The sequence below is a fragment of the Embleya sp. NPDC001921 genome, from assembly GCF_053594475.1.
Genome location: NZ_JBSFEO010000093.1, coordinates 1 through 19,969 on the forward strand (window position 1 = coordinate 1; position 19,969 = coordinate 19,969).

General features: G+C 68.9%; 19 protein-coding genes and 1 pseudogene. 7 read left to right on the forward strand and 13 right to left on the reverse strand.

Annotated features, from left to right (window positions below):
* The 4 genes from ACWCPW_RS50015 to ACWCPW_RS50030 all read right to left on the reverse strand — a co-directional run.
* A partial coding sequence (locus ACWCPW_RS50015; RefSeq protein WP_449768336.1) for an AMP-binding protein occupies positions 1–2,513 on the reverse strand: 2,513 nt, incomplete at its 3' end.
* A 260-nt stretch (positions 2,514–2,773) separates the two neighbouring features.
* Positions 2,774–3,055 (reverse strand): acyl carrier protein, encoded by a 282-nt coding sequence (locus ACWCPW_RS50020; RefSeq protein ID WP_449768337.1) that lies wholly within the window; start codon positions 3,053–3,055, stop codon positions 2,774–2,776.
* Entirely contained in the window at positions 3,039–4,580 is a 1,542-nt protein-coding gene (locus tag ACWCPW_RS50025; RefSeq protein WP_449768338.1) for an amino acid adenylation domain-containing protein, read from the reverse strand. The genes ACWCPW_RS50020 and ACWCPW_RS50025 overlap by 17 nt, the downstream gene beginning before the upstream one ends.
* Positions 4,581–4,584: 4 nt before the next feature.
* A complete protein-coding gene (locus tag ACWCPW_RS50030) occupies positions 4,585–5,844 on the reverse strand; it encodes an acyl-CoA dehydrogenase family protein (protein ID WP_449768339.1) in 1,260 nt (419 codons plus the stop codon).
* A 647-nt stretch (positions 5,845–6,491) separates the two neighbouring features.
* Here ACWCPW_RS50030 and ACWCPW_RS50035 point away from each other — a divergent pair.
* The 3 genes from ACWCPW_RS50035 to ACWCPW_RS50045 all read left to right on the forward strand — a co-directional run bounded on the left by ACWCPW_RS50035 (position 6,492) and on the right by ACWCPW_RS50045 (position 7,591).
* Positions 6,492–6,773, forward strand: coding sequence for a DUF5132 domain-containing protein (locus tag ACWCPW_RS50035; protein ID WP_449768340.1), 282 nt, complete (start codon positions 6,492–6,494; stop codon positions 6,771–6,773).
* A 76-nt stretch (positions 6,774–6,849) separates the two neighbouring features.
* The gene (locus tag ACWCPW_RS50040) at positions 6,850–7,053 is read left to right on the forward strand and encodes an MbtH family protein (protein WP_449768341.1); all 204 of its coding nucleotides are present in this window, start codon (positions 6,850–6,852) and stop codon (positions 7,051–7,053) included.
* Between the two features lie 328 nt (positions 7,054–7,381).
* Positions 7,382–7,591, forward strand: coding sequence for a hypothetical protein (locus ACWCPW_RS50045; RefSeq protein WP_449768342.1), 210 nt, complete (start codon positions 7,382–7,384; stop codon positions 7,589–7,591).
* A 57-nt stretch (positions 7,592–7,648) separates the two neighbouring features.
* Here ACWCPW_RS50045 and ACWCPW_RS50050 read toward each other — a convergent pair.
* From ACWCPW_RS50050 to ACWCPW_RS50075, 6 genes and pseudogenes are all read right to left on the reverse strand, one after another.
* Positions 7,649–8,026 (reverse strand): annotated as a pseudogene (locus tag ACWCPW_RS50050) (ornithine decarboxylase); the annotation flags it as partial.
* Positions 8,027–8,071: 45 nt separating this feature from the next.
* A complete protein-coding gene (locus ACWCPW_RS50055; RefSeq protein WP_449768343.1) occupies positions 8,072–8,611 on the reverse strand; it encodes a cysteine hydrolase family protein in 540 nt (179 codons plus the stop codon).
* Positions 8,612–8,858: 247 nt separating this feature from the next.
* Positions 8,859–9,575 (reverse strand): neocarzinostatin apoprotein domain-containing protein, encoded by a 717-nt coding sequence (locus ACWCPW_RS50060; protein WP_449768344.1) that lies wholly within the window; start codon positions 9,573–9,575, stop codon positions 8,859–8,861.
* A 717-nt stretch (positions 9,576–10,292) separates the two neighbouring features.
* A complete protein-coding gene (gene ctaD, locus ACWCPW_RS50065; protein ID WP_449768345.1) occupies positions 10,293–12,014 on the reverse strand; it encodes an aa3-type cytochrome oxidase subunit I in 1,722 nt (573 codons plus the stop codon).
* A 575-nt stretch (positions 12,015–12,589) separates the two neighbouring features.
* Positions 12,590–13,327, reverse strand: a complete 738-nt coding sequence (locus ACWCPW_RS50070) for a hypothetical protein (protein ID WP_449768346.1) — start codon at positions 13,325–13,327, stop codon at positions 12,590–12,592.
* Positions 13,246–13,440, reverse strand: a complete 195-nt coding sequence (locus ACWCPW_RS50075; protein WP_449768352.1) for a hypothetical protein — start codon at positions 13,438–13,440, stop codon at positions 13,246–13,248. Before ACWCPW_RS50075 ends, ACWCPW_RS50070 begins: the two co-directional genes overlap by 82 nt.
* Before the next feature lie 675 nt (positions 13,441–14,115).
* On the opposite strand from ACWCPW_RS50075, the gene ACWCPW_RS50080 reads away from it, so the two are divergent.
* Entirely contained in the window at positions 14,116–14,646 is a 531-nt protein-coding gene (locus ACWCPW_RS50080) for a hypothetical protein (RefSeq protein ID WP_449768347.1), read from the forward strand.
* Between the two features lie 55 nt (positions 14,647–14,701).
* Here ACWCPW_RS50080 and ACWCPW_RS50085 read toward each other — a convergent pair whose 3' ends face one another.
* A complete protein-coding gene (locus ACWCPW_RS50085) occupies positions 14,702–15,064 on the reverse strand; it encodes a hypothetical protein (RefSeq protein WP_449768348.1) in 363 nt (120 codons plus the stop codon).
* Positions 15,065–15,410: 346 nt separating this feature from the next.
* Positions 15,411–16,376, reverse strand: coding sequence for a methyltransferase domain-containing protein (locus ACWCPW_RS50090; protein WP_449768349.1), 966 nt, complete (start codon positions 16,374–16,376; stop codon positions 15,411–15,413).
* Between the two features lie 28 nt (positions 16,377–16,404).
* On the opposite strand from ACWCPW_RS50090, the gene pdxR reads away from it, so the two are divergent.
* Complete coding sequence (gene pdxR / locus ACWCPW_RS50095) at positions 16,405–17,898, forward strand: MocR-like pyridoxine biosynthesis transcription factor PdxR (protein ID WP_449768350.1); 1,494 nt, start codon at positions 16,405–16,407, stop codon at positions 17,896–17,898.
* A 518-nt stretch (positions 17,899–18,416) separates the two neighbouring features.
* On the opposite strand, the gene ACWCPW_RS50100 is transcribed toward pdxR, so the two are convergent.
* The gene (locus ACWCPW_RS50100; protein WP_449768351.1) at positions 18,417–18,815 is read right to left on the reverse strand and encodes an HNH endonuclease; all 399 of its coding nucleotides are present in this window, start codon (positions 18,813–18,815) and stop codon (positions 18,417–18,419) included.
* Between ACWCPW_RS50100 and ACWCPW_RS50105 the strand changes: the two genes are divergently transcribed.
* Positions 18,699–19,265 carry a hypothetical protein gene (locus ACWCPW_RS50105; RefSeq protein ID WP_449768353.1) on the forward strand — a complete coding sequence of 189 codons (567 nt, stop codon included), beginning with the start codon at positions 18,699–18,701 and terminating at the stop codon, positions 19,263–19,265. The genes ACWCPW_RS50100 and ACWCPW_RS50105 overlap by 117 nt on opposite strands.
* Positions 19,192–19,587 (forward strand): hypothetical protein, encoded by a 396-nt coding sequence (locus tag ACWCPW_RS50110; protein ID WP_449768354.1) that lies wholly within the window; start codon positions 19,192–19,194, stop codon positions 19,585–19,587. Before ACWCPW_RS50105 ends, ACWCPW_RS50110 begins: the two co-directional genes overlap by 74 nt.
* The last annotated feature ends 382 nt before the right edge of the window (positions 19,588–19,969 follow it).

Here is a 19,969-nt window from a genome sequence, read left to right on the forward strand (position 1 = left end):
TCGGCCACGAACCGCTGCGCGGTCAGACCCGGCCTGCGCAGATAGCCGCGCGCCAGACCCACCCCCGCCACGTACAACTCCCCCGCCACCCCCGGCGGCACCAACCGCAACGACGCATCCAACACATAGACACGGCTTCCGAGGATCGGCCACCCGATGGGTGGTGCGGCATCGTCGGGAGTCAGGGGAGCGCTCATCGTCGCGCACACCGTGGTTTCCGTCGGGCCGTACGCGTTGATCATCCGCCGCCCCGGTGCCCACCGCGCCACCAATCCCGCCGGACACGCCTCGCCCGCCACCACCAAGGTCGACACACAGGCGGCCGCCTCGGATACCGTGGCCAGGACGGACGGCGGTACGGTCGCGTGGGTAACGCCGAGTTGCGGATCGATCAGGGCGGACAACGGCTCGACGGTGGAGGCGAGTACCAGCGCTGCTCCGGTCAGCAGGGCGGTACACAGTTCTGACACAGAGGCGTCGAAGCTGGGCGAGGAGAACTGTAGAACGCGGCTGTGGGCGTCGATCCCGAACCGCTCCGCCAAGGCGGCGACCATGTTGGCCACGCCGATGTGGGTGACCACCACCCCTTTGGGTAGCCCGGTCGACCCCGACGTGTAGATCAGATAAGCGGGGCTCCTCGGATCCACGAGGATCCCCGGATCGTGGTCCGGCTCTCCCGCCGCCAACTCGGCGACCGTTTGCGCGTCGTCGATCACCAGGGCCGGGCGGGCGTCACCGAGCATGTACTCGATGCGCTCCGCCGGATATCCCGGGTCCACCGGCAGGTAGGCGGCTCCGGCTTTGAGGACTGCAAGGATCGAGACCACCAGTTCGATACTGCGTGGCAGGGCAAGGGCCACCACGTCCTCGGCCCCGATGCCGCGGGCGACGAATGCGTGGGCCAGCCGATTCGCGCGCGCGTTCAACTCCTCGTAGGTCAGGTCGGTGTCGCCGGCGACCAGTGCCGTCCCCCGTGGGGTGCGCGTCACCTGGGCCTCGAACAGCACCGGAATCGGAACGGCGACAAGGCCGCCCTCGCCGGTGTCGCCCGACCCGAGCATGCGGCGCCGTTCGTCGGCCGACAGCACGTCGAGCGCGCCGATCGCAAGCGCGGGATCGGCGCTCGCCATGTTCGCCAGGAGGCGCAGGAGCCGCTCCTGGTGGTCCGCGAGGTCGGCGTCGCCGTACATCTCGGGCATCGCGCGCAGTTCCAGGCACAGATCGGTGTGGTTCCGGCGGTCCCACACCGCGATCATCAAGTCGGCGAGCAGCCCCGCGGAAACGTTGTGCACGGTGCACGGGTGGCCGGCGAAGGTGATGTCGTAGTTGAAGCCCATGAGGTTGACCACCGGCGAGAACGCCGCGCCGGCGCCGCGCGGCAGACCGAGGTCACGAGGCAGGTCCTCGCCGCGATAGCGCTGGTGGGTCACCGCCTCTCGCATGCGCTCGTCGACCTGGACCAGGAGGTCTTCGAGTGTCATGTCGGGCCGTACGCTCAGCCGTACGGGAACCCCGTTGGCGAGCATCCCGGGCGTCGTGCGCGCAGCGCGATCCAGGCGGCCGGCCACGGCCAGCCCGACCGTGACGTCCCCCATGCCCGTCAGCCGATGCGCGTACAGCGCCACCGCGGCGACGACGAACCGGTTCGGGGGGAGGTTGGCGTGCCAGGCCGCCGCCCGCAGCGCCTGCGGAAGCGGAAGCTCCCGCGTCCTGCGGGCCATCCCCGGCACCGAGTGCCCGAAGACCGGTGCCTGCTCGGCGGGCTCGACCCTGCCGGGGTCGCATTCCTCGGCCGTGAACCCGTGGCGAGGTGGAATCGCGACGGCGGGGGACCAGCCCGACAGCCGCTCCGCCCAGTACTTGCGGTCGGTGGCACCCTCGTCGGACGCGCGGTACTCCTGATCGGCGCGGACCAGGGCCGACAAGCGGCCGAAGGGGCTGGGACCGGCTTGTTGCCCGCGTGCCAGAGCCGTGTACACCGCAGCCGTCCGTCGCGCCACCAGCGAGAGGCCGTACCCGTCCATGACCGCGTGGTGATACATGTGACACCACCAGAAGCGATCCGATGCCATCCGGAGCAGGGCGAAACCGAACAGCGGACCGGATGCCAGGTCCATGGGTTGAGCCAGGTCCGACGCGATCCAGGCCCGTGCGGCGCCGTCCGGATCGGGCTCGTCGGCGACGTCGACGAGCGTCAGGGCCCAGGGCAGTACGTGTTCCACGATTTGCAGTGGCCCACCCTCGCCGGGCACCACCCGCACCCGCAGTGCGTCGGTCTCGGCCACGACGATACGCAGCGCCGCCTCGAACATCCCGGGGTCGATCGGCCCGTCGATCTCCAGGTACTCGCCCATGCGCAGCGCCGCACCCGCTTCCGGAGAACGCTGCTCGGCCAGCCAGATCTCCCGTTGTGCCGCGGTGACCGGAAGAACATCGGCCGAAGGTCCGGCTGCGCAACCGGGGTTCGGCTCCGAGGAAGGATCACGCAGAACGGCAGACTTACGGCGGGACACGGGCAACCTCCTGCAATGTTCTGGAACTCCGCCGCGCCCATGCCGGCGACGTTCGGCCGGTCGAGGACATGGCAAGGAGCCGGGCCCCCGCGATGCGTCGCAGGCGGCCGGAGACTGACGAGGGTGGACCAACACGATTGAAGAGGCGAACCCGACCACCGGTGCCTACGCCGGTCGCGGCGCGGCTCGGCCAACGGAACCACATTCGCGATCCGGCGAGCCGTGGCACGGTGGGCCTTTCCGGACGCCGCATCGACGTGCTACCTCGTTGCCGGAGTGTTCCGCTCTGGTGCGGCTTCCAGTTTCCGCGCAACGAATCGGTCGATGTTCCGGAGCGTGCCGAGGTTGTCGGGAACCATGTCGCGGTCGTCGACGCGGATTCCGAGTCTGTCCTCCAGGTGGGTTACCAGGCTCAGCAGGCCCAGTGAGTCGAGAATGCCCTTCTCGATCAGGGGCAAGTCGTCGGTGAGTTCGGTACGGGGTCCTTCCCAGCCGAGATCCTGCACGATGAACGTGCGCACCTGGTCAACGATGTCCCGCATGAGCACTCTCCTCCGCGTCGGCCTTGAGCCGCCGATAGTCGATCTTGTCCGTGGTGGTCCGGGGCAGGGCGGTCAGGGTCCGCATGCGCCAGGGGACCATGTAGCTCGGGAGCACGGTGCGGCAGTGGGCGGTCAATCGGGCGGTCGCCACCTCCTCGCGCAACACCGCGAACGCCGCGATGAGGTGTCCGAACTCCTCGTTGGGCACCGCGACGACGGCGCACTCCAGCACGGCCGGATGCAGGGCCAACGCTCGTTCGACCTCGCCGAGTTCGACCCGGTATCCACGGGTCTTGATCTGGGAGTCCCGCCGTCCGAGGAAATGCCAGTGGCCGTCCGAGTCCTGGGTGACCAGGTCGCCGGTGTGATACGTGGGGATCCCCGGTCCGTCGACGACGGGGCGCAGTGCCTGCGCGGTACGGGCCGGGTCGCCGAGGTATCCGCGCATGACCGTCGTCCCGCGGACGCACAGCTCGCCCGTCTCACCCACCCCGGCCAGGCGGCCGTCGTCGGTCTCGGCACACAGGTCGATGCCCGGCAAAGGGATCCCGATGGGCAGGGCCGCGGAGTCCGCCGGGAACGGCCGCGGCACTCGGTAGTAGGTGCACACGTTGGTCTCGGTCGGCCCGTAGAGGTTGTAGAAACATGCGTCGGGCAGCGTCTCCAGGGCCGACCGCAGTTGCGGGAGGGGGTAGACCTCGCCCGCGAACAGGACCAGGCGCAACGCGGGCAGGTCGCCGGCACGCAGGCCGCTTCGCGACACCAGGAGGTTGAGTGCCGACGGCACCGAGTACCAGACGGTGATCCGGTGCTTGCGGACGAAGTCGGCCAGCACGGTCGGGAAGGCGGCGGCCTGCGGCGGCACCGGTACCACCGCGGCACCCGCCCAGGCTGCGGCGAACACGTCGAAGACGGACAGGTCGAAGTGGAGCGGCGCGTGGTTGGCCAGCCGGTCCTCCCCGGTGACGCGGAACTCCCGTGCCGCCCAGTCCACGAACGACATGGCGTTGCGGTGCGAGATCATCACACCTTTGGGAGTTCCCGTGGAACCCGAGGTGTACAGGACGTAGGCGAGGTCGTCGGGCTCCACCGAGATCTGCGGGGACTCACCGGACAGTTCGGCCGCGGCCCGGGGAGCCACGACGTCCGTCAGTGGAGAGTCGGGCCCGCCGAGATCCGAGCGCACTCGGGTGGTGTCCTCGTGTGCCGCCAGGATGATCCGGATGCCGGCGTCGATCACGATGGTGCGCAGCCTGGATGCCGGAACGCCCAGCGGCAGCGGGACGTAGGCGGCCCCGGCCGCGAGCACCCCGTAGACGCCGACGAGGGCATCGGCGGTTCGAGGCAGGTGCAGTCCCACACGGTCGCCGGGTCCCACCCCCTGGGACCGCAACAGGTGGGCTACTTGGTTGGCGCGCCGATCGAACTCGGCGTAGGTGGTGACGCCGGCGTCGTCGATCACGGCAGTGGCCTGTGGAGTACGGGCGGCGCTCTCGCGCAGGAGTTGGTGCAGGAGATCGGTCATGAGTTCACAGCCCCAGCATCCGCGCGATGATCACGCGTTGGAGGTCGGATGTGCCCGAGTAGATGCGGCTTGCCAGAGCGTCGCGAACGTCGCGCTCCTGTGCGGCACCGGACACGTAGGCGTCGGCACCGTGGGTGGTGAACGCCGCCATGCTCGACTCGACGAGTGCCTCGCTGAGGAAGAGCTTGACGACGGAGGACTCCAGACTCGTGCGCTTGCCTTCGTCCTTGAGCCAGGCCACGCGGTACAACAGCAGTCGAGCGGCGTCGAGGCGCACGCGCATGTCGGCGATGCGGTGGGCAACGGCCTGGTTTCGGCCGATCGGCTCACCGAAACGTGTGTGGGCGCGCGCGTGCGCGATCGACTCCTCCAGTTGGCGGCGCATGGTGCCCAGGGCGGTGGCCAGGATGAAGCTGCGCTCCCACTCGATCGTGGTGTTGAACACGGTCATGCCCGCACCCGGGCCGCCCAGCATTGCCGTCGCCGGTACCCGGCAGTCGTCCAGGACCACCTCGCTCATGGGAGACGAGGCCAACCCCAGTTTCTCGACGGGCTCACCCACCGAGATGCCCGGCTGCCTTCGGTCCACCACGAACGCGCACAGTCCGCCCAGATCCCCGACGCTGCCCGTTTGGGCCAGCACCACGAAGACGTCGGCCACAGGTGCGTTGGTGATGAACGTCTTGACCCCGTCGAGAATGTAATCGTCACCGCAGGCTCGCGCCGTGGTTCGCACAGCCAGCGCGTCGGACCCGGACCGGACCTCGGTCACCGCCTGGACACCGACAGCCGAACCGTTACACAGCGAGGGCAGATACCGCTCCCGCTGCCGAGCATCACCGAAACGCCAGATCGGCAGTGCACAGGACCACATATGGGCGCCCAACGAGAACAGCAGGCCGTTGTCGTGGCAGCCGTACCCCAGCTCCTCCAAGGTCGACACGGTGGTGATCAGGTCAGCGCCCTGGCCGCCGTACTCGGTGGGAAACGGCATGCCCTGTACACCGAACTCGGCACAACGGTGCCACAGTTCGCGAGAAAACGTTCGACCTGTCCCCGATGAGGACGCGGCGAGCTGGGTTTGAGCAAACCGCCCGGCTTCCTTGCGCATCAGCTCTTGCTCGGCGGTCAGCGCGAAATCCACGCGCCGCTCTCCTCTCGTTGTTTGCCGCTCGCACTCATCCACCGATCGCGAGCGGCCGAACGACGGTTCATGGATTACGAGCTTTGCAGAGCTTGTTCTGCGATCCAAATGGTCGTTCACGTTGTCCCCCGAAGAGGTGAATTACAAGTGGGCCGGGGGATCCTCCTCCGTTGACGGCCCGTTCCACGCTCCTGTGGACTCGTGTAACAAACCACTCGCCCAGTCATCACATACGAAACGCTTGTAGTTTTTTCGCGGGGCTATCGCTATGACCCGAAGAGGACTTCACTGGGGTGCGCTGGGAATGTGCCGCGCGCCCGGTCGCATTCAGCAGCCGCCCAGCCCGGCTCGAATCGGCGGGGACCGTCGACATCCGCCAGGAAGTGCAGCCTCGGTGCGCGCCCCGCACTCCGTTGTTCCGTCGAGTGATCGTCTCCTGTCGAGAGACGCGCCTATGGCCCGCTTCGGCGCCGTCTGGCTGCGGGGAATGCCGGAATAGGTGTGACGGAGTACGGGGACCCTATCGCGCTCTCGGCCGCACAGACTCATCACAATATTGATTGCACCCGTAGGGGTGAAGCTTCTTGCATTCATCGACAGGGGCGCCCGCACGTCGGTTAGCGTGGGTCCACTGGCCGTACGGGACGTCACTGTTGGACCCAAAATGAGGACGCCGGCCCGTCGACGAGTGCCGATTCTCTCGCGAGGTCGCATTCAACCGTACGGCCGCGATCCGTCCGTCGGCCACACGCAGAGAGATTACAGCCATGACTGCCCTCCCGCCTTTTCTATTGGGTCTCGTATTGGCGCCGTTGGCGAAGCGCGTCGTCAAACCGCTGGTTCAGGGAACCATCAAGACGTCCATCAACCTGGTCATGGAGGTGAAGAAGGCCGCCCACCAGGCAAGTGAGGAGTTCCACGATCTCGCTGCGGAGGCGTCCGCCGAGAGGTTCGGTGCCGAACTGCGGGAAGACGAGAAGGCCGACGCCAAGGGCGCGAAGTCTCGGCCTGTCGCGGCTGCTGCGGGCGCCGGCGGAAAGAGTCAGTGAGGTCCCACCCGCTGCACGGGGCAAGGGGCGCGCCTACTGCCGGCGCATCCCCAACCGGATCGCAGGAGAGACGAAAATGACGAACCCGTTCGAGGACGAGAACGGACGATTCGTAGTGCTGGTCAACGACGAAGGCCAGCACACTTTGTGGCCTGCCTCCTCCGAGGTGCCGGGCGGTTGGACGATGGCCTACGCGGAGAACGCTCGCCAGGCGTGCTTGGACTACATCGAGCACACCTGGACGGACATGCGACCGCGGAGTCTCGCTGAGGCGAGCTAGAGCCCGTACGACAACGGTGGAGCGTCCGCTGCGAACTCGGTGCGACCAAAGCACAGGCAGCGACGACCCCCGTATGGGCCCAGCCCCGGCACATCGCGCGCGGACGGATGCGACCACCGAAACTTGGCTGCCTCCGGCTCCCCGTGCGTTGCCGGGCATCGTGCCCTCCGAGGCGTCCTGCCCGGGCGGTGTGTATGGAACTGCCTTACGTCCGAGTGCCGGCTGGGAATGATACGGCTGCACTTCCGGCCTTGTGCACCGCTGGAGGTTCGGGCGCAGTCATTGTCGCCCTCTCGATGCGGACGAGGCTGTGAAGGAGTCGACGGACATGTTTGAAGAGCAAGGCCACGCTGCAGAGGCGGCGGGCGGCACGTCTGCGGAAGTGTTGTATGCGGTTGAACTCGTACACGATCGGGGCACCTACACGGTCATCGTGCGAGACCTGACGCAAGGCACCTTGCAGACAACCACAATCGCCAGAAGGACGGTGGCGAGGATTCCCGCGTACCTGTCCAAGCTGGGCCTCGAAAAGCTCTGACCCGCACCGCCGGTGAGAGCCCTCATCCTCTCCCGAGCACCTCCGATTTTTTGCAACGCGCCAACCGTCGAGGGCCGCGTAGATCAGGACGTTGGGGCTGGTGGTGCCGAGAAGGTCGGCGCGGGAGGCGAGGACGTCGGGGTCCACGAGGTCGCCCTGATGGTGGAAGAACGAGCTTTGTTCCAGTCCGCCGCCCATCTTGTGCACGCTGGTCACGCAGACGTCGGCGCCCGCATCCATCGCCCAGGTGGGCAGGTCGGGGTGGAACGGCAGGTGGGCGCCCCACGCCTCGTCGACGATCAGCGGTCGACCACGGCGATGGCAGACCTCGGCGATCGCCGCCAGGTCCGCGCACGTTCCGTATGGGGTGGGGCTGGTCACCAGCGCGCCCCGGGCGTCCGGGTGTTCGGCGAAGGCTGCGGCGTAGGCCTCGGCTCAAAGGCCGAGGGGCTCCGGATGCGCGGGCGCTCGCCCCGGCGGTCAGGGGAACTCGATTCGGTCGGCGGGTAGGACGGTGGCACCCATGTTGCGTTCCATCATGCGTACGGCCGCGTCCGCGAGGTCCGCGTGGATGTGCGCGACCGCGTCCGCGGCCACGGTCACCTCGAAGCGGCGGATGTGGGCATCGAGCGCGGAGTACAGCACGCACTGCTCGGTTACCTGGCCGCACAGCGTGATCCGGTCCACGCCCTGCTGGTTCAGCAGGTACTCGAGGGGTGTCTGGTAGAAGATCGAGTGGCGGGCCTTGACGACGAACATCGAGGTGTCGTCCGGCCGGATCGGCTCGACGAGGTCGGCGTGCCGCCCGTGCAGTGCGACATCGAGGATCTCGTCATGGTGGGAGCGCCACCTGCCGAAGTTGTCGTTGACGTAGACCACGTCCGCCATGTGTCCGCGAGCGCGGTCGATCAGCCGCCGCATCGCGGGGAGGGCCTCACGTACCGAGGGAACCAAAGCCTCCGCGTCCTCGTGCTCGTAGGCGTTGATCATGTCGATGACGATCAGAGCGGTACTCGGCATCACGAGCCGTCCAACCCGGCGCGGTGACGAACCCGTTGGAGACGGGTTGTTCGCGCTGTCGTCTGCACAGTCGACATCCCGGGTCCCTTCTTCCGAGGCGAGCGGACGGATGCCGCGACGGGAGGAGTACCCGTCCCGGCGCCGGTACGCACCCGAAGCGGCATCCGAGCGAGTCCATGACTCGGTGTCACCCATGGGCGCCCAAGATCAGGGCAAGGGGCGCGTACATGCCGATCCGGTCTGGGATCTACTTGTCGCCGCTGCCTCGTCCCGTGCCGGCCTGGCGTCGGTTGCGGACCACGAACACCACAATCACGGCGATGACCGCGATCACGCCTGCCATGACGGCGGGGAGTACCCAGGGGTTCTCGTCGGTGTCGGTGTCCTGTGCACTCGGGGGCGCCGAGTCGGTGGGGGCCGAGGGACTCGCCGGCGAGGGCTGTGCGGCTGTCGCGCCGTCGCTGCCGGGCGTGGCCGAGGGGCTTGGTGCCCAGGTGGCCGGCAGTCCGGGGACCTCGCCGCGGAACCCGATCGAGAGGTAGCTCTCCTGGCTGCGGTCCCCGCCGCCGCCGACCTTGGTGGTGGCCACGGCGCAGCGGGTGTTCAGGCAGTCGACGGGACCGAACGCGGCGCGTACGCGCAATTCCCGGGCGAAGGTGCCGTCGGTGTCGACCCGAACGGGCCCTTCGCCCAGGTCGGTGTCGCATGCCTCGTCGGGCCCCTGGGCGGGGTCGCACGTTTTGACGCGCACCTCGCTGCCTGGCCGGAAGCCGCGGCCTGTCACGGTGATGCGGTCGCCGGCGGGGTCCAGTGTGCCGGTGCGGTCGGCGGTCAGGGTCGGTCGACCGTCGTTCGTGGGGACGGGGGAGGCGTGCGCGAGTCCCGGCGAGTTCGCGAGTGTCCACATCAGGATGGGTGCGGTGAGGGTGAGGGCGGCTCGAAGGGGACTGCCGGTCGAGGGCATGACCATGATGCTTCCAATCGTTCCGAGTTCGCCGTCGGCCCGTGGGCGCATGGCGGTGCCTTGTTCTGCTTGCCGGGTCAACCCGATTCCGGGAGCGCAAACGCGAAAGCGTTGATCGCTTCGGTTTCTGCCGATACCCGGAGGGGGCGCGGTCATCCGCGACACGTGTGGTGTCGCGGGCGGATCTGCCGGAGTGGGGATGCGAGGCCGGGAGAAATCGGGGGACCGGACCGATCCGGATCCGCATCTCGTCATCCGCGTGCGCTTGACGGTGGAAATGGCCCGGCGGGCGTTCGTTCGAGAAGAGGTCGTCGAACCGTGCGGCATAGGCCTCCAGCGGCCCCGATGCGGGCGGACAGGGCACACGCTTGGTCATCGCAACCCTCCCGAGGCGCAGACGACGTTCCCTCTTGTCGGCACACACCGCGACCCCGACCCGCTGTCAACCAACCACCGCTAAGCGAGTGGGATACGGCGGCAGGGTGCGTCCTCGCTGTTGTTTCCGTAGTGGCGAGGACGTCGTCGTTGTAGCTCGCGTCGCGAACACTTCGACGAACGGCGAATACCGACTGGGGAGCCGAAGGCCCGCGCCTCTTTCCTGTACTGCGCGCCGCGCCGCGCCGCGCCGAGTCGAGTCGGGGTCGGGGTCGGGTCGGCGACGGCCCGCCGCTGGGTGGGTGGCGGTCGTCGTCGGTCGGGCTCTTCAACCTGTGTTTCCTATCTGCCCATCTTGTCGGGGTTGACGTCGAGGATGCCCTCTCTTCCGCGTGGGGTCTCGTAGTCCAGGATGGCGATCTCGGGGTGACGGAAGTCGAAGGCCGGCGATTCGGAGCGGATCCGGGGCAGCCTGGTGAAGTTGTGCCGCGGTGGCGGGCAGGAGGTGGCCCATTCCAGTGAGCGTCCGTAGCCCCATGGGTCGTCCACGATCACCTCGCGTCCGAACCGGTGTGTCTTCCAGACGTTGTACAGGAACGGAAGGGTGGACAGGCCGAGGAGGAGGGCACCGATGGTGGAGATCGCGTTGAGCGTGGTGAAGCCGTCGGAGGCGAGGTAGTCCGCGTAGCGGCGGGGCATGCCCTCGGCACCGAGCCAGTGTTGGACGAGGAAGGTGGTGTGGAAGCCGACGAACAGGGTCCAGAAGTGGATCTTGCCGAGCCGCTCGTCCAGCATCTTTCCGGTGAACTTGGGCCACCAGAAGTGGAATCCGGCGAACATGGCGAAGACGACGGTTCCGAAGACGACGTAGTGGAAGTGGGCGACGACGAAGTAGGAGTCGGTCACGTGGAAGTCGAGCGGGGGTGACGCGAGGATGACACCGGTGAGGCCGCCGAAGAGGAAGGTGACCAGGAAGCCGATCGACCACAGCATGGGCGTTTCGAAGGAGAGCGACCCGTGCCACATGGTGCCGATCCAGTTGAAGAACTTGACGCCGGTGGGGACGGCGATCAGGAACGTCATCAAGGAGAAGAACGGCAGCATCACGGCACCGGTGGGAAACATGTGGTGGGCCCAGACGGTGACCGACAGGCCCGCGATGGCGATGGTGGCGGCGATCAGACCCTTGTAACCGAAGACCGGGTTGCGCGAGAAGACCGGGAGGATCTCGGTGACGATGCCGAAGAACGGCAGCGCGATGATGTAGACCTCCGGGTGGCCGAAGAACCAGAACAGGTGCTGCCACAGCAGGGCACCGCCGTTGGCGGGGTCGAAAACGTGCGTGCCGAACTTGCGGTCGGCCTCCAGCGCGAACAGCGTGGCGGCCAGGACCGGGAACGCCATGATGACCAGGACCGAGGTCAGCAGCACGTTCCAGCAGAAGATCGGCAGCCGGAACATCGTCATCCCGGGCGCGCGCATGCAGATGATCGTGGTGATGAAGTTGACCGCGCCCACGATGGTGCCGAATCCGGACAGTGCCAGGCCCATGATCCACATGTCGCCGCCGATGGAGGGTGAGCGCACGGCCGAGCTGAGCGGGGTGTAGGCGAACCAGCCGAAGTCGGCTGCCCCGTCCGGGGTGAGGAACCCGGCGACCGCGATCAGCGAACCGAACAGGTAAAGCCAGTAGGCGAGCATGTTCAGGCGGGGGAACGCCACATCCGGGGCGCCGATCTGGAGCGGCATGATCCAGTTGGTGAAGCCGGCGAACAGGGGCGTGGCGAACATCAGGAGCATGATCGCGCCGTGCATGGTGAATGCCTGGTTGTACTGCTCATTCGAGAGCAACTGGGTCCCCGGCAGGGCCAGTTCGGTCCGGATCGCGAGCGCGAGGATCCCGCCGAACAGGAAGAACAGGAACGATGTCGTGAGGTAGAGACTGCCGATCGTCTTGTGATCGGTGGCGGTCAACCACTTCACCACGATCGTCCCACGACGAGACGAGCGCGGAGCCGCCGCGTCGGGCGGGAAAGGCGCCAAGGGGGTGTGGACGTCGGTCATTCGTGCTCCACGGGAAGGGTCGTAAGGCGGCACCGGATCGAGGTGGTCGATCGGTGCGCTCGACGGGTGAGGACGTGGTTCACGGATGCCGACACCGATGCCGGGAGGCCCGTGCCGGCAGGGGCAGTGCTCCCAGTGCCGCGAGCGACGCGAGGGGAACCAGTACCAGCGGATGTGACAGCCTCGTTGCCGCCACCACGCCATACGCCACGGCCACGGGCGCCAGGACGATGACGGCTGCGACGAGCCGCAGCCTCGGTGCGGGCGGTGCGGCGCCGATCCGCCCGGGTCCATGCGCCCACGCGCCAAGGCGGAGTTCCCCCACGAGGGCGCACCACGCCCGCCGTTCGCCTCTACTCAGGATTCCGGTATCCACGGCCGCCTCCTCGTAGCACCGCGACAACGCATCACGGCAAACGCGCGGCCCCTGCCCGCGAAGCCGCCGATCCACGCACCGGCGAGCGGAGTTCACCCGTCCGGCCCTACCGCACGGTCGGGTTCGATCGTGCGCCGAACCCGCGAACTCCTGGACGAACAGGGCCCCAGCGCCCTGGGCTTCTACACCACCGGCGAATTCATGGTCGGGGCGGGTGAGTCACGACGCCACGTTCGGTGAGGGCGGGGAGGTGGTGGCGGTCGCGGGTGTCCTCGTCGAAGTCGTCGAGGAAGGTGTGCAGGAGGTCGGCGAGGCGGGTCAGGGAGTCGACGGTGAACAGCACCGGCTGGTAGCCGGCGACCTGGTAGGACATGCGGGTCATGTCGGCGAGGTCGAACGGGCGCAGTTCGGCGTGGGCGAAGCGGGCGAGTTCGCCGAAGGACGAGAGCAGGGCCGCCCCGTACGCCGTGGGTCGGCGGTGGTCGAGGACGGTGCCGTATTCGAGGGTGAACCAGTACACGCGGCTGATCAGGTCGAGCGCGTCGGCGCTGTCCACGCGGGCCGCGGCCCGGCCCACCGTGCGGTACAGGTCGGCGAAGAACGGGTCGGCGAGATGGATGCCGTGCCCGAACACGTCGTGCAGGACGTCCGGTTCGGGGGTGTAGAGCGGTATGGCGGGGTGCCGCACGTATTGCACGGCGTGGAAGTACCCCTCTGCCATCGCGCCGAGGAAACGCTTGTTCGGCACGATTCCGCCCGCCAGGGTGTCGTGGACCGGACCGGGACCGACCACACCTGTGCCTCGCCCACACGGGCGAGAGCGCCCCGGCCGGCTCCCGGAGCCACCGCCCCCGGTCACGGCTGGACCATGAACACGTCGGAGCCGGACGCCGACCCGATCATCAACGACGCCTCGGGACACCACTTCACCCGCCACGTGCCGTCCCCGTTCCGCACGGCCCAGGCGGGCGCCGGCATGCCCCGCCGATCAACGTCCGAGGACGGGAGGGAGGTGGTGAGGGTCGGCTCTTCCGTGGGCGGATGTGCCATGGCTTTTCTCCTTCTTCGGGGTTGTCCCGCCCGACCGGCGATGTACTGCTTCGGGTCCATGCCGGTCATGCGCGTCCTGCACGTCGACTGGTTCGAAGCGGCCGCACGGGGAACGCGGGGCCGTCGGGGGGCGACTCACCAAGGCGGCTGACCGCTTTCCCCCATAGAAAACAACGAGTTGGGGGTGCTTGGTGGTGCAAGGCTTGCATCGGGCGCGTCCCGTGGCGCTCGAACATGTTCGAGCGCCGAGCCCTGGTGATACACATCCGCGGTCACACTCGAGACGAGCCGCCACCCGGGTCCGCCCGCGCCAACGCAGCGGGCTGCGCGTTCTGCTCGCCGACGCCGACGCCGACGCCGACGCCGACGCCGTCACCGGCCAACGCCGCCCGCTGCGCCGGCGTGATCGCGGCGTCGTCGGGTCCGGCGTACGTACACCGGCGACAGCCGGCCGTCCTCGTCGACGGCCCGGTCCACCGGCACGCAGCCGGCACCCGATGCCACGGCCGCTCCGACGCGAATGCGTTCCTCGGGGTGGCGTCCACGGCCGGACGGATCCGAGTGCGCGCCGGAGCCACGCCATTCGACGGGCGGCGTGTTTGATTCCTCGGGTGACGGCACGAGGATCCGGTTCCTTCGGCGCCGGCCGCCTCCCGGCCACAGTAACGTCGGCGCATGCGTTCGATCGAGTTCCGCATGATCACCTACAGACCCACGTGGTTGGACGAGGGCGAGAACCTCTCGATGTTGGACTACCTGGTCGACGGTGTCTCGTTCCTGGAACTGGTCCGCTCGGCGGAGCTTCCCGACGCGCGAGCGGAAGCGAAGGCGAACACCGTCGAATCCGGCATGTGCCCCGCACCGTTGCTCGCCGGAACATACGTGCACGCGTGGGGGCTTTCCGCGGAACACCTGCTCGGGGGAGAACCGGACGAGGTCCCGCACGGCGCCGAGGAGGGCGAGAGCATGTTGCTCGCGTGCGCGTGCGACTGCTTCGGATGCTGGGCGTTGATGGCGAGGATCATCGTCGGAGAAGACACCGTGACGTGGTCGAACCTGCGAAACACCCGCCGCGACTGGAACTACGACTTGCTCGGGAACCTCACCTTCCCGCGCCGGCAATACGAGAGCAGCCTGCACGCCGCTCTCCCCTCGCCACGTGATCGGGTGGTCCGCAGAGGATGCGCGCTCCCGCCGGGCCGGTAGGCCGCGGTGGCGCCGCTTCGTTGAGCACGGTCTTGGGCGAGTTGCCGTGCGTGGGTCACAGGCCGCGCAGGCGCAGCGGAGTCGCGTACGCGCAAAGTACGACTCCCGCCGCGGCGACGGCCTCCTCGGCTCGTCGCAACACGGCGAGTCCGCGCGGATCGAGTTCCGCGCACGCGAGCACCTGGCACAGTTGGACGCGCCCCGGCGCCGGGCGCGGAGGGTCTCGCCGGTACGTCATGACGTGGGTCTTCAAGGCCGGTTCGACTCGGGTCCGCACCCGGGCCACCTCTCCCGATGGGATGACCCACTCGCTCAGGTCGAGCCTCGTCCGCATGTCCGCGGGCAGCGTCGCCAACCAGGGGACCGCCGCGGAGGCGGCTCCCCAGGTGGGCTCCCGGGGTTCGAGATCGAGTCGCACGAGAATCATCGTCTCCTGGCGGGGTTCCTGCTCCGCGACCGGACACCGCTTTGCCCGCCGTCCGCGCCGGCGTCGACCACGTCTCGGGTTCCGGTCGGTGTCGGTGCCCGCTCCCTGTGGGGCTCCGGCGATCGGCCGGTTGCGCCCGGGGCCTGGGCGGTGGAGGGGTTGGGAACGAGCGGGCGGCGGCTTGCGGGACCGGACGTCGCGGGCGGCTGTGAGAGAGGCGGCGGGGGCGTCACGGCGGGCACCCGCAGCCCGTAGGCGGTATCGCGACTGTCGTGCACGGCGCGTCCGGTGGCCGCAGCGACGCCGACGAGCACGATCACTCCGAGGAAGCCGAGTGTCACCCACATCGGACGGTCCGCGAACCCGACACGGTGCTTCGCGCGTTGACGAGTGAACCCGGATGCGCGGCGACTCCCTTGAAGAACGTGTAGTGGAAGACCCCGCCGGGCTCCGCCGTGCGATACAGGTCGGCTATACCGCGGTCCCACTCGGTCCGGGTGGTGAGACCGGCCGTCAGGGCGTTGTCGCGGACGGCCTCGATCATGGCGATGAAGGTGTTGCGTGTGAATCCTTCGATCAACCCGGGCTGGGACCGGTCGGCGTAGACCGTGCACGGGCGGACCGCGACATCGGCGAACCCGGCCGCGGACAGCAGGGGTTCCAGTTGTCGGCCGATCAGCGCGTTTCCGCCGGCCGCGGATTGGAGCTGGATCTGACGGTCGATCGCCGCGCGGGCATAGGCGCTGTCGGGGTGGAAGAACGCCGACCCGTGGTCACCTTCGATCACGGTGACGGTGCCGCCGGGCCGCAGCACGCGCCGCAGTTCCTCCAACGCGCCCTCGGGGTCCTTCAGGTGTTCCAGGACGAAGCACACGAACGCGTGGTGGAACGTCGCGTCGGCGAACGGCAGGTGGTACAGATCGGCGCGCCGCCACTCCACCCGAGCCCCGGGCGCCTGGGCCGCCACATGGGCGCGGGCCTGCGCGAGCGAGTCCTCGCAGACGTCCACCGCCGTGATCTCCGCCCCCGGGCTCCCCGAAACCAGGTGCGCCGTCTGTGCCCCCACCCCACAACCGACCTCAAGGACGCGACTGCCGGCCGGGTAGGCGGTACCGGCGTGCAACAGGGCCGCCAGGGTGTCCGCCTGATCGTTGAGGCGGCGGGCCTCGACCGGCGAATACCCGTGCACGTAGCCGCGTTCCCGCACGGTCCGCTCCCGCACGTCACGCACCCCCCGGGCGAGATGGTGCGATGGGGGCTGTACGTCGACGGCGGGAGGTGCGGTGACCGGATCCATGTTCATGACTTCACCCTCGCGCTACATTGGCCCGATGAACAGGTCCAATAGCAATGCTTTCGACCAGTCCATAACGTCCGGGTCGGACTTCCTTCAGCTGAACGTCGACGACGCGCCGGTGGGCGGGTTGTCCGACTGGCTGGCGCGGCAACTGCGGCTCGCGATCTCCGACGGCCGGCTGCCGATGGGAAGCAGGTTGCCGGCCACGCGGGTCCTGGCCGGTGAACTGCGCGTATCGCGTGGCGTCGTCACCGAGGCGTACCACCGCCTGATCGAGGACGGACACGTCGCCGGGCGCGGGCGAGGCGGAACGATCGTCGTCGCCGCTCCCGTGTCGGCGCCGGCGGCAGGGGGCCCGCGCGAGACCGTCGGCCCACCATCGACGAACGCGCTGTTCGTCGATGCTCCCGGCGCGGACATCTACGACGCGTTGCGGGCGGCGCCGGCTCGCGTCGACCTGTCGCCCGGTATGCCCGACCTGACAGCGTTTCCGCGAACGGCGTGGCTGCGCGCCGAACGCAGCGTGGTCGGCGGCCTGGCGCCGTCCGACTTCGGATACGGTGATCCTCGCGGTACACCGGCGTTGCGCCACGCCGTCGCGAACTGGGTGGCACGCAATCGCGGGATCCGGGTGGACCCGGGCGAGGTGATCATCGTCGCCGGAACCGCCCAGGCGTTCGGCCTGCTCGCCGAAGTGCTTCGTGACGACGGCATCCACGAGGTCGCCGTCGAGGACCCCGGATCGCTGGGGGCCCGCCAGCACCTGAACCACCGGCGACTGGAGACTCCGCCGATCCCGGTCGACGCGGACGGAATCCGGGTCGACGCGCTGCGCGCCCAGGGCGCTCCGGTCGTCCTCCTGACACCCGCCCATCAGTTCCCGACCGGCGTGGTGCTCGGCGGCGAGAGACGCCGCGACCTGATGCGCTGGGCCGGCACGGAGGACGGGCTGATCATCGAGGACGACTACGACGCCGAACACCGCTACGACCGGCCTCCCGTCCCCGCCCTGCGATCGATGCTCGCGGAGCACGTCTGCTACGCGGGCAGCGTGTCCAAACTCCTCGCCCCCGCCCTGCGGGTGGGATGGGTGCTCGCGCCCCCGAAGTACCGGGACGCCCTCGTGGACGCCAAACGATTCGCCGACCTCGGCAACGCCGTACTGCCCCAGCTGGTTCTGGCCGAACTGATGGAATCAGGCGGCATGGAACGCCAGTTGCGGTTCCTCCGCCACCGCCACCGCAGCCGTCGGGACGCCATGATCGACGCGATCGGAACCCACCTGCCGGGCGCGGTCGTCCACGGCGCGGCGGCCGGTCTGCACCTGACGATCACCTTCGACGCCGAGTTCGCCGACGTCGACCTCGCCGCCGCGTCACTCGCGTGCGGAGTGAAGGTGCAACCGCTGTCCTGGCACAGCCAACGCCCGACCCGACCGGGCCTGGTCCTCGGCTACGCCGCTCGCACGCCCACCGAGATCGGCGAAGGCATCGCGCTCATCGGTGATGCCCTGCGGCGCCTGTCCTGACCACGGGGTCCAACCGGCGACGCGCGCCTGCTGAGCGGAACGCGCCGATGCCCGGCGACGGGCCGCGACCGACCACAGGTGGGGCGGCTCAAGTTTTCTGCCGGACGACCACGAGGTCTGCGGCCGAGGGATATGTGGTCGCGACCGTGGGTGGTCGGGATGTACCCCCACTCCTGGGCGTCTGGGCGACGGTTGTCGAACTCGCATCGTGCGAGCCGCGACCGAGTGGGCGCGCCACCCGAGTTCGACCACTCGCCGGGCCGTGATCGGCCGCGTACCTCCGCAATGCGTGCAGCGGGTGTCCGACGTGGGGCGAGCGCTACGTGCACGTGGGCTGCCTCGTGCCGGTCCGGCGAGTTGGGCAGACCGTACGGCGTGGACGTGGATGTGGATAGCAGGGCGAGAGGCCCTTGGGCACCGCCTCGGGCATCCGAGAGGATGACCGCGTGTGCGGCGAGTGAGGCGGCGGGTCATCAGGGAGATCGCGGCCCAGGTCGGAAGACTCTCGGCGTGTTGGATCAGCCGTGTCGTGGTCGCGTACGTGGCGGCGGGCGTGCAGGAGCCACGCAGATGGGTCGGCCGCGCGGCGAGGTGTCTGCCGTGGCAGGTCCTTTTCCGCGCTGCCTCCCGCGGAACCGGACGTGACGGTTTCCCTGTCCATCCGGTTCTCCGGTGACTGCTGCGGGTGGTTTGGCAGGCCGTTCCGAGTGGATTCGGCCGTGGCAGGAGTCGCAGGCCACGACGGTTTTGCGACGCCGATGGAGCATGACGCGCGCCCAGTCGGAAGGCTGCCATCCGGCATGCGCGAGATCGGCGAGAGCGCGGAGGTGATGCACTTGCACGTTGCTTTTGCTTCCGCAGATCTCGCAGGTGTCCGCCAGAAGTCTCGCGATGAGTTCCTTCCGCGGATCGTCCACCCGGACCGGTTCACGGTCGGCGAGTTTCGCCGCTCGTTGCTGTTGCGGATGGCTGCGGATCGCTCCACGCGCGATCGGGCGGACACGCTCGAGCTGGTCGCGGTCGTGGCGCGCCGTAAGTGCTGGGAGGACGGGTCCCGTACCGATCTGCTGCAGGTCGCCGATGCCGACGACGACGGACGCTTCGACATGAGCGGCTACTTCCAGAACTGGACCGTCGAGGCGGTGCACGACGCGATCGCCGCCGACGCGCACATCCCGACCGTGCTCCTGGACGACCCGGACCCGAAGGTGCGCGAGGCGGCCGCGTACTGTGCCGGCGGCGTCGATGGGTCGGGCCGGGGAGATCTCCGCCGCCCTGCACGACCGCCTCCGGGTGGAGGACGACGCGCGGGTCGGCGCGGGCCTGGTCCTGGCGATCGCGCAACTGGCCCGCGAACACCGCCATGAGGACGCCGCCGCCTTCACCCACGCCCTGCGGTCGGACCCCGCACGCCCCGCCGAGGTCAGGGTGAGCGCCGCCCTGGGATGGCTGTGCCTGGTCGACGACCCCGCCCTCGACACGCTGCGCGCCGTCCTCGACGCGTGCGTCACCCACGAACTCGGCCGATCGATGGCCTCGATGCCCTGGATCACCCAGGTCGACCACGACGGCGACGGACCGACCCACACCCTGCGGCGGATGTTCGACCCGGATTCCCGCCGACGGCCGGCGGGCGCCGACGACCCCTGGGCGGCACCCGAGGGATGTGCCGACGACCCGCGCTCTTGACGGCTCGGCGGTGGGTGCGAGCGGGGGCGCAGTGAACGGCCCACGGTCACCGCGCGACCGCGCCCGAACCCGGCACCGACGAGTCCTCCGGTCGGCGAGCGCGCGTCACCCTCCGACGTCGCCGCCAGGGTTGGTACATGTCGCGTTGACCGTGGCCGACGACGGACGTGGGAGGTCCAGGGCCAGCGGCAGTGTGCCGGCGGTACGCGGCGTGTTGCTCGCCGGTGGGCACGACGCGAGTGGTGCCGGGCGTCGTGGTAAGCGCGCCGAGCGGTAGAGCGGCGTCGGGGGTGTTCAGGGAGTCAGGATGGTGAGAAGCGTTGCGAGGGTGTCGACCAACTCGGGGGCGCGGAGCGGTCCCACGGGGTAGTCGTGGACGTCG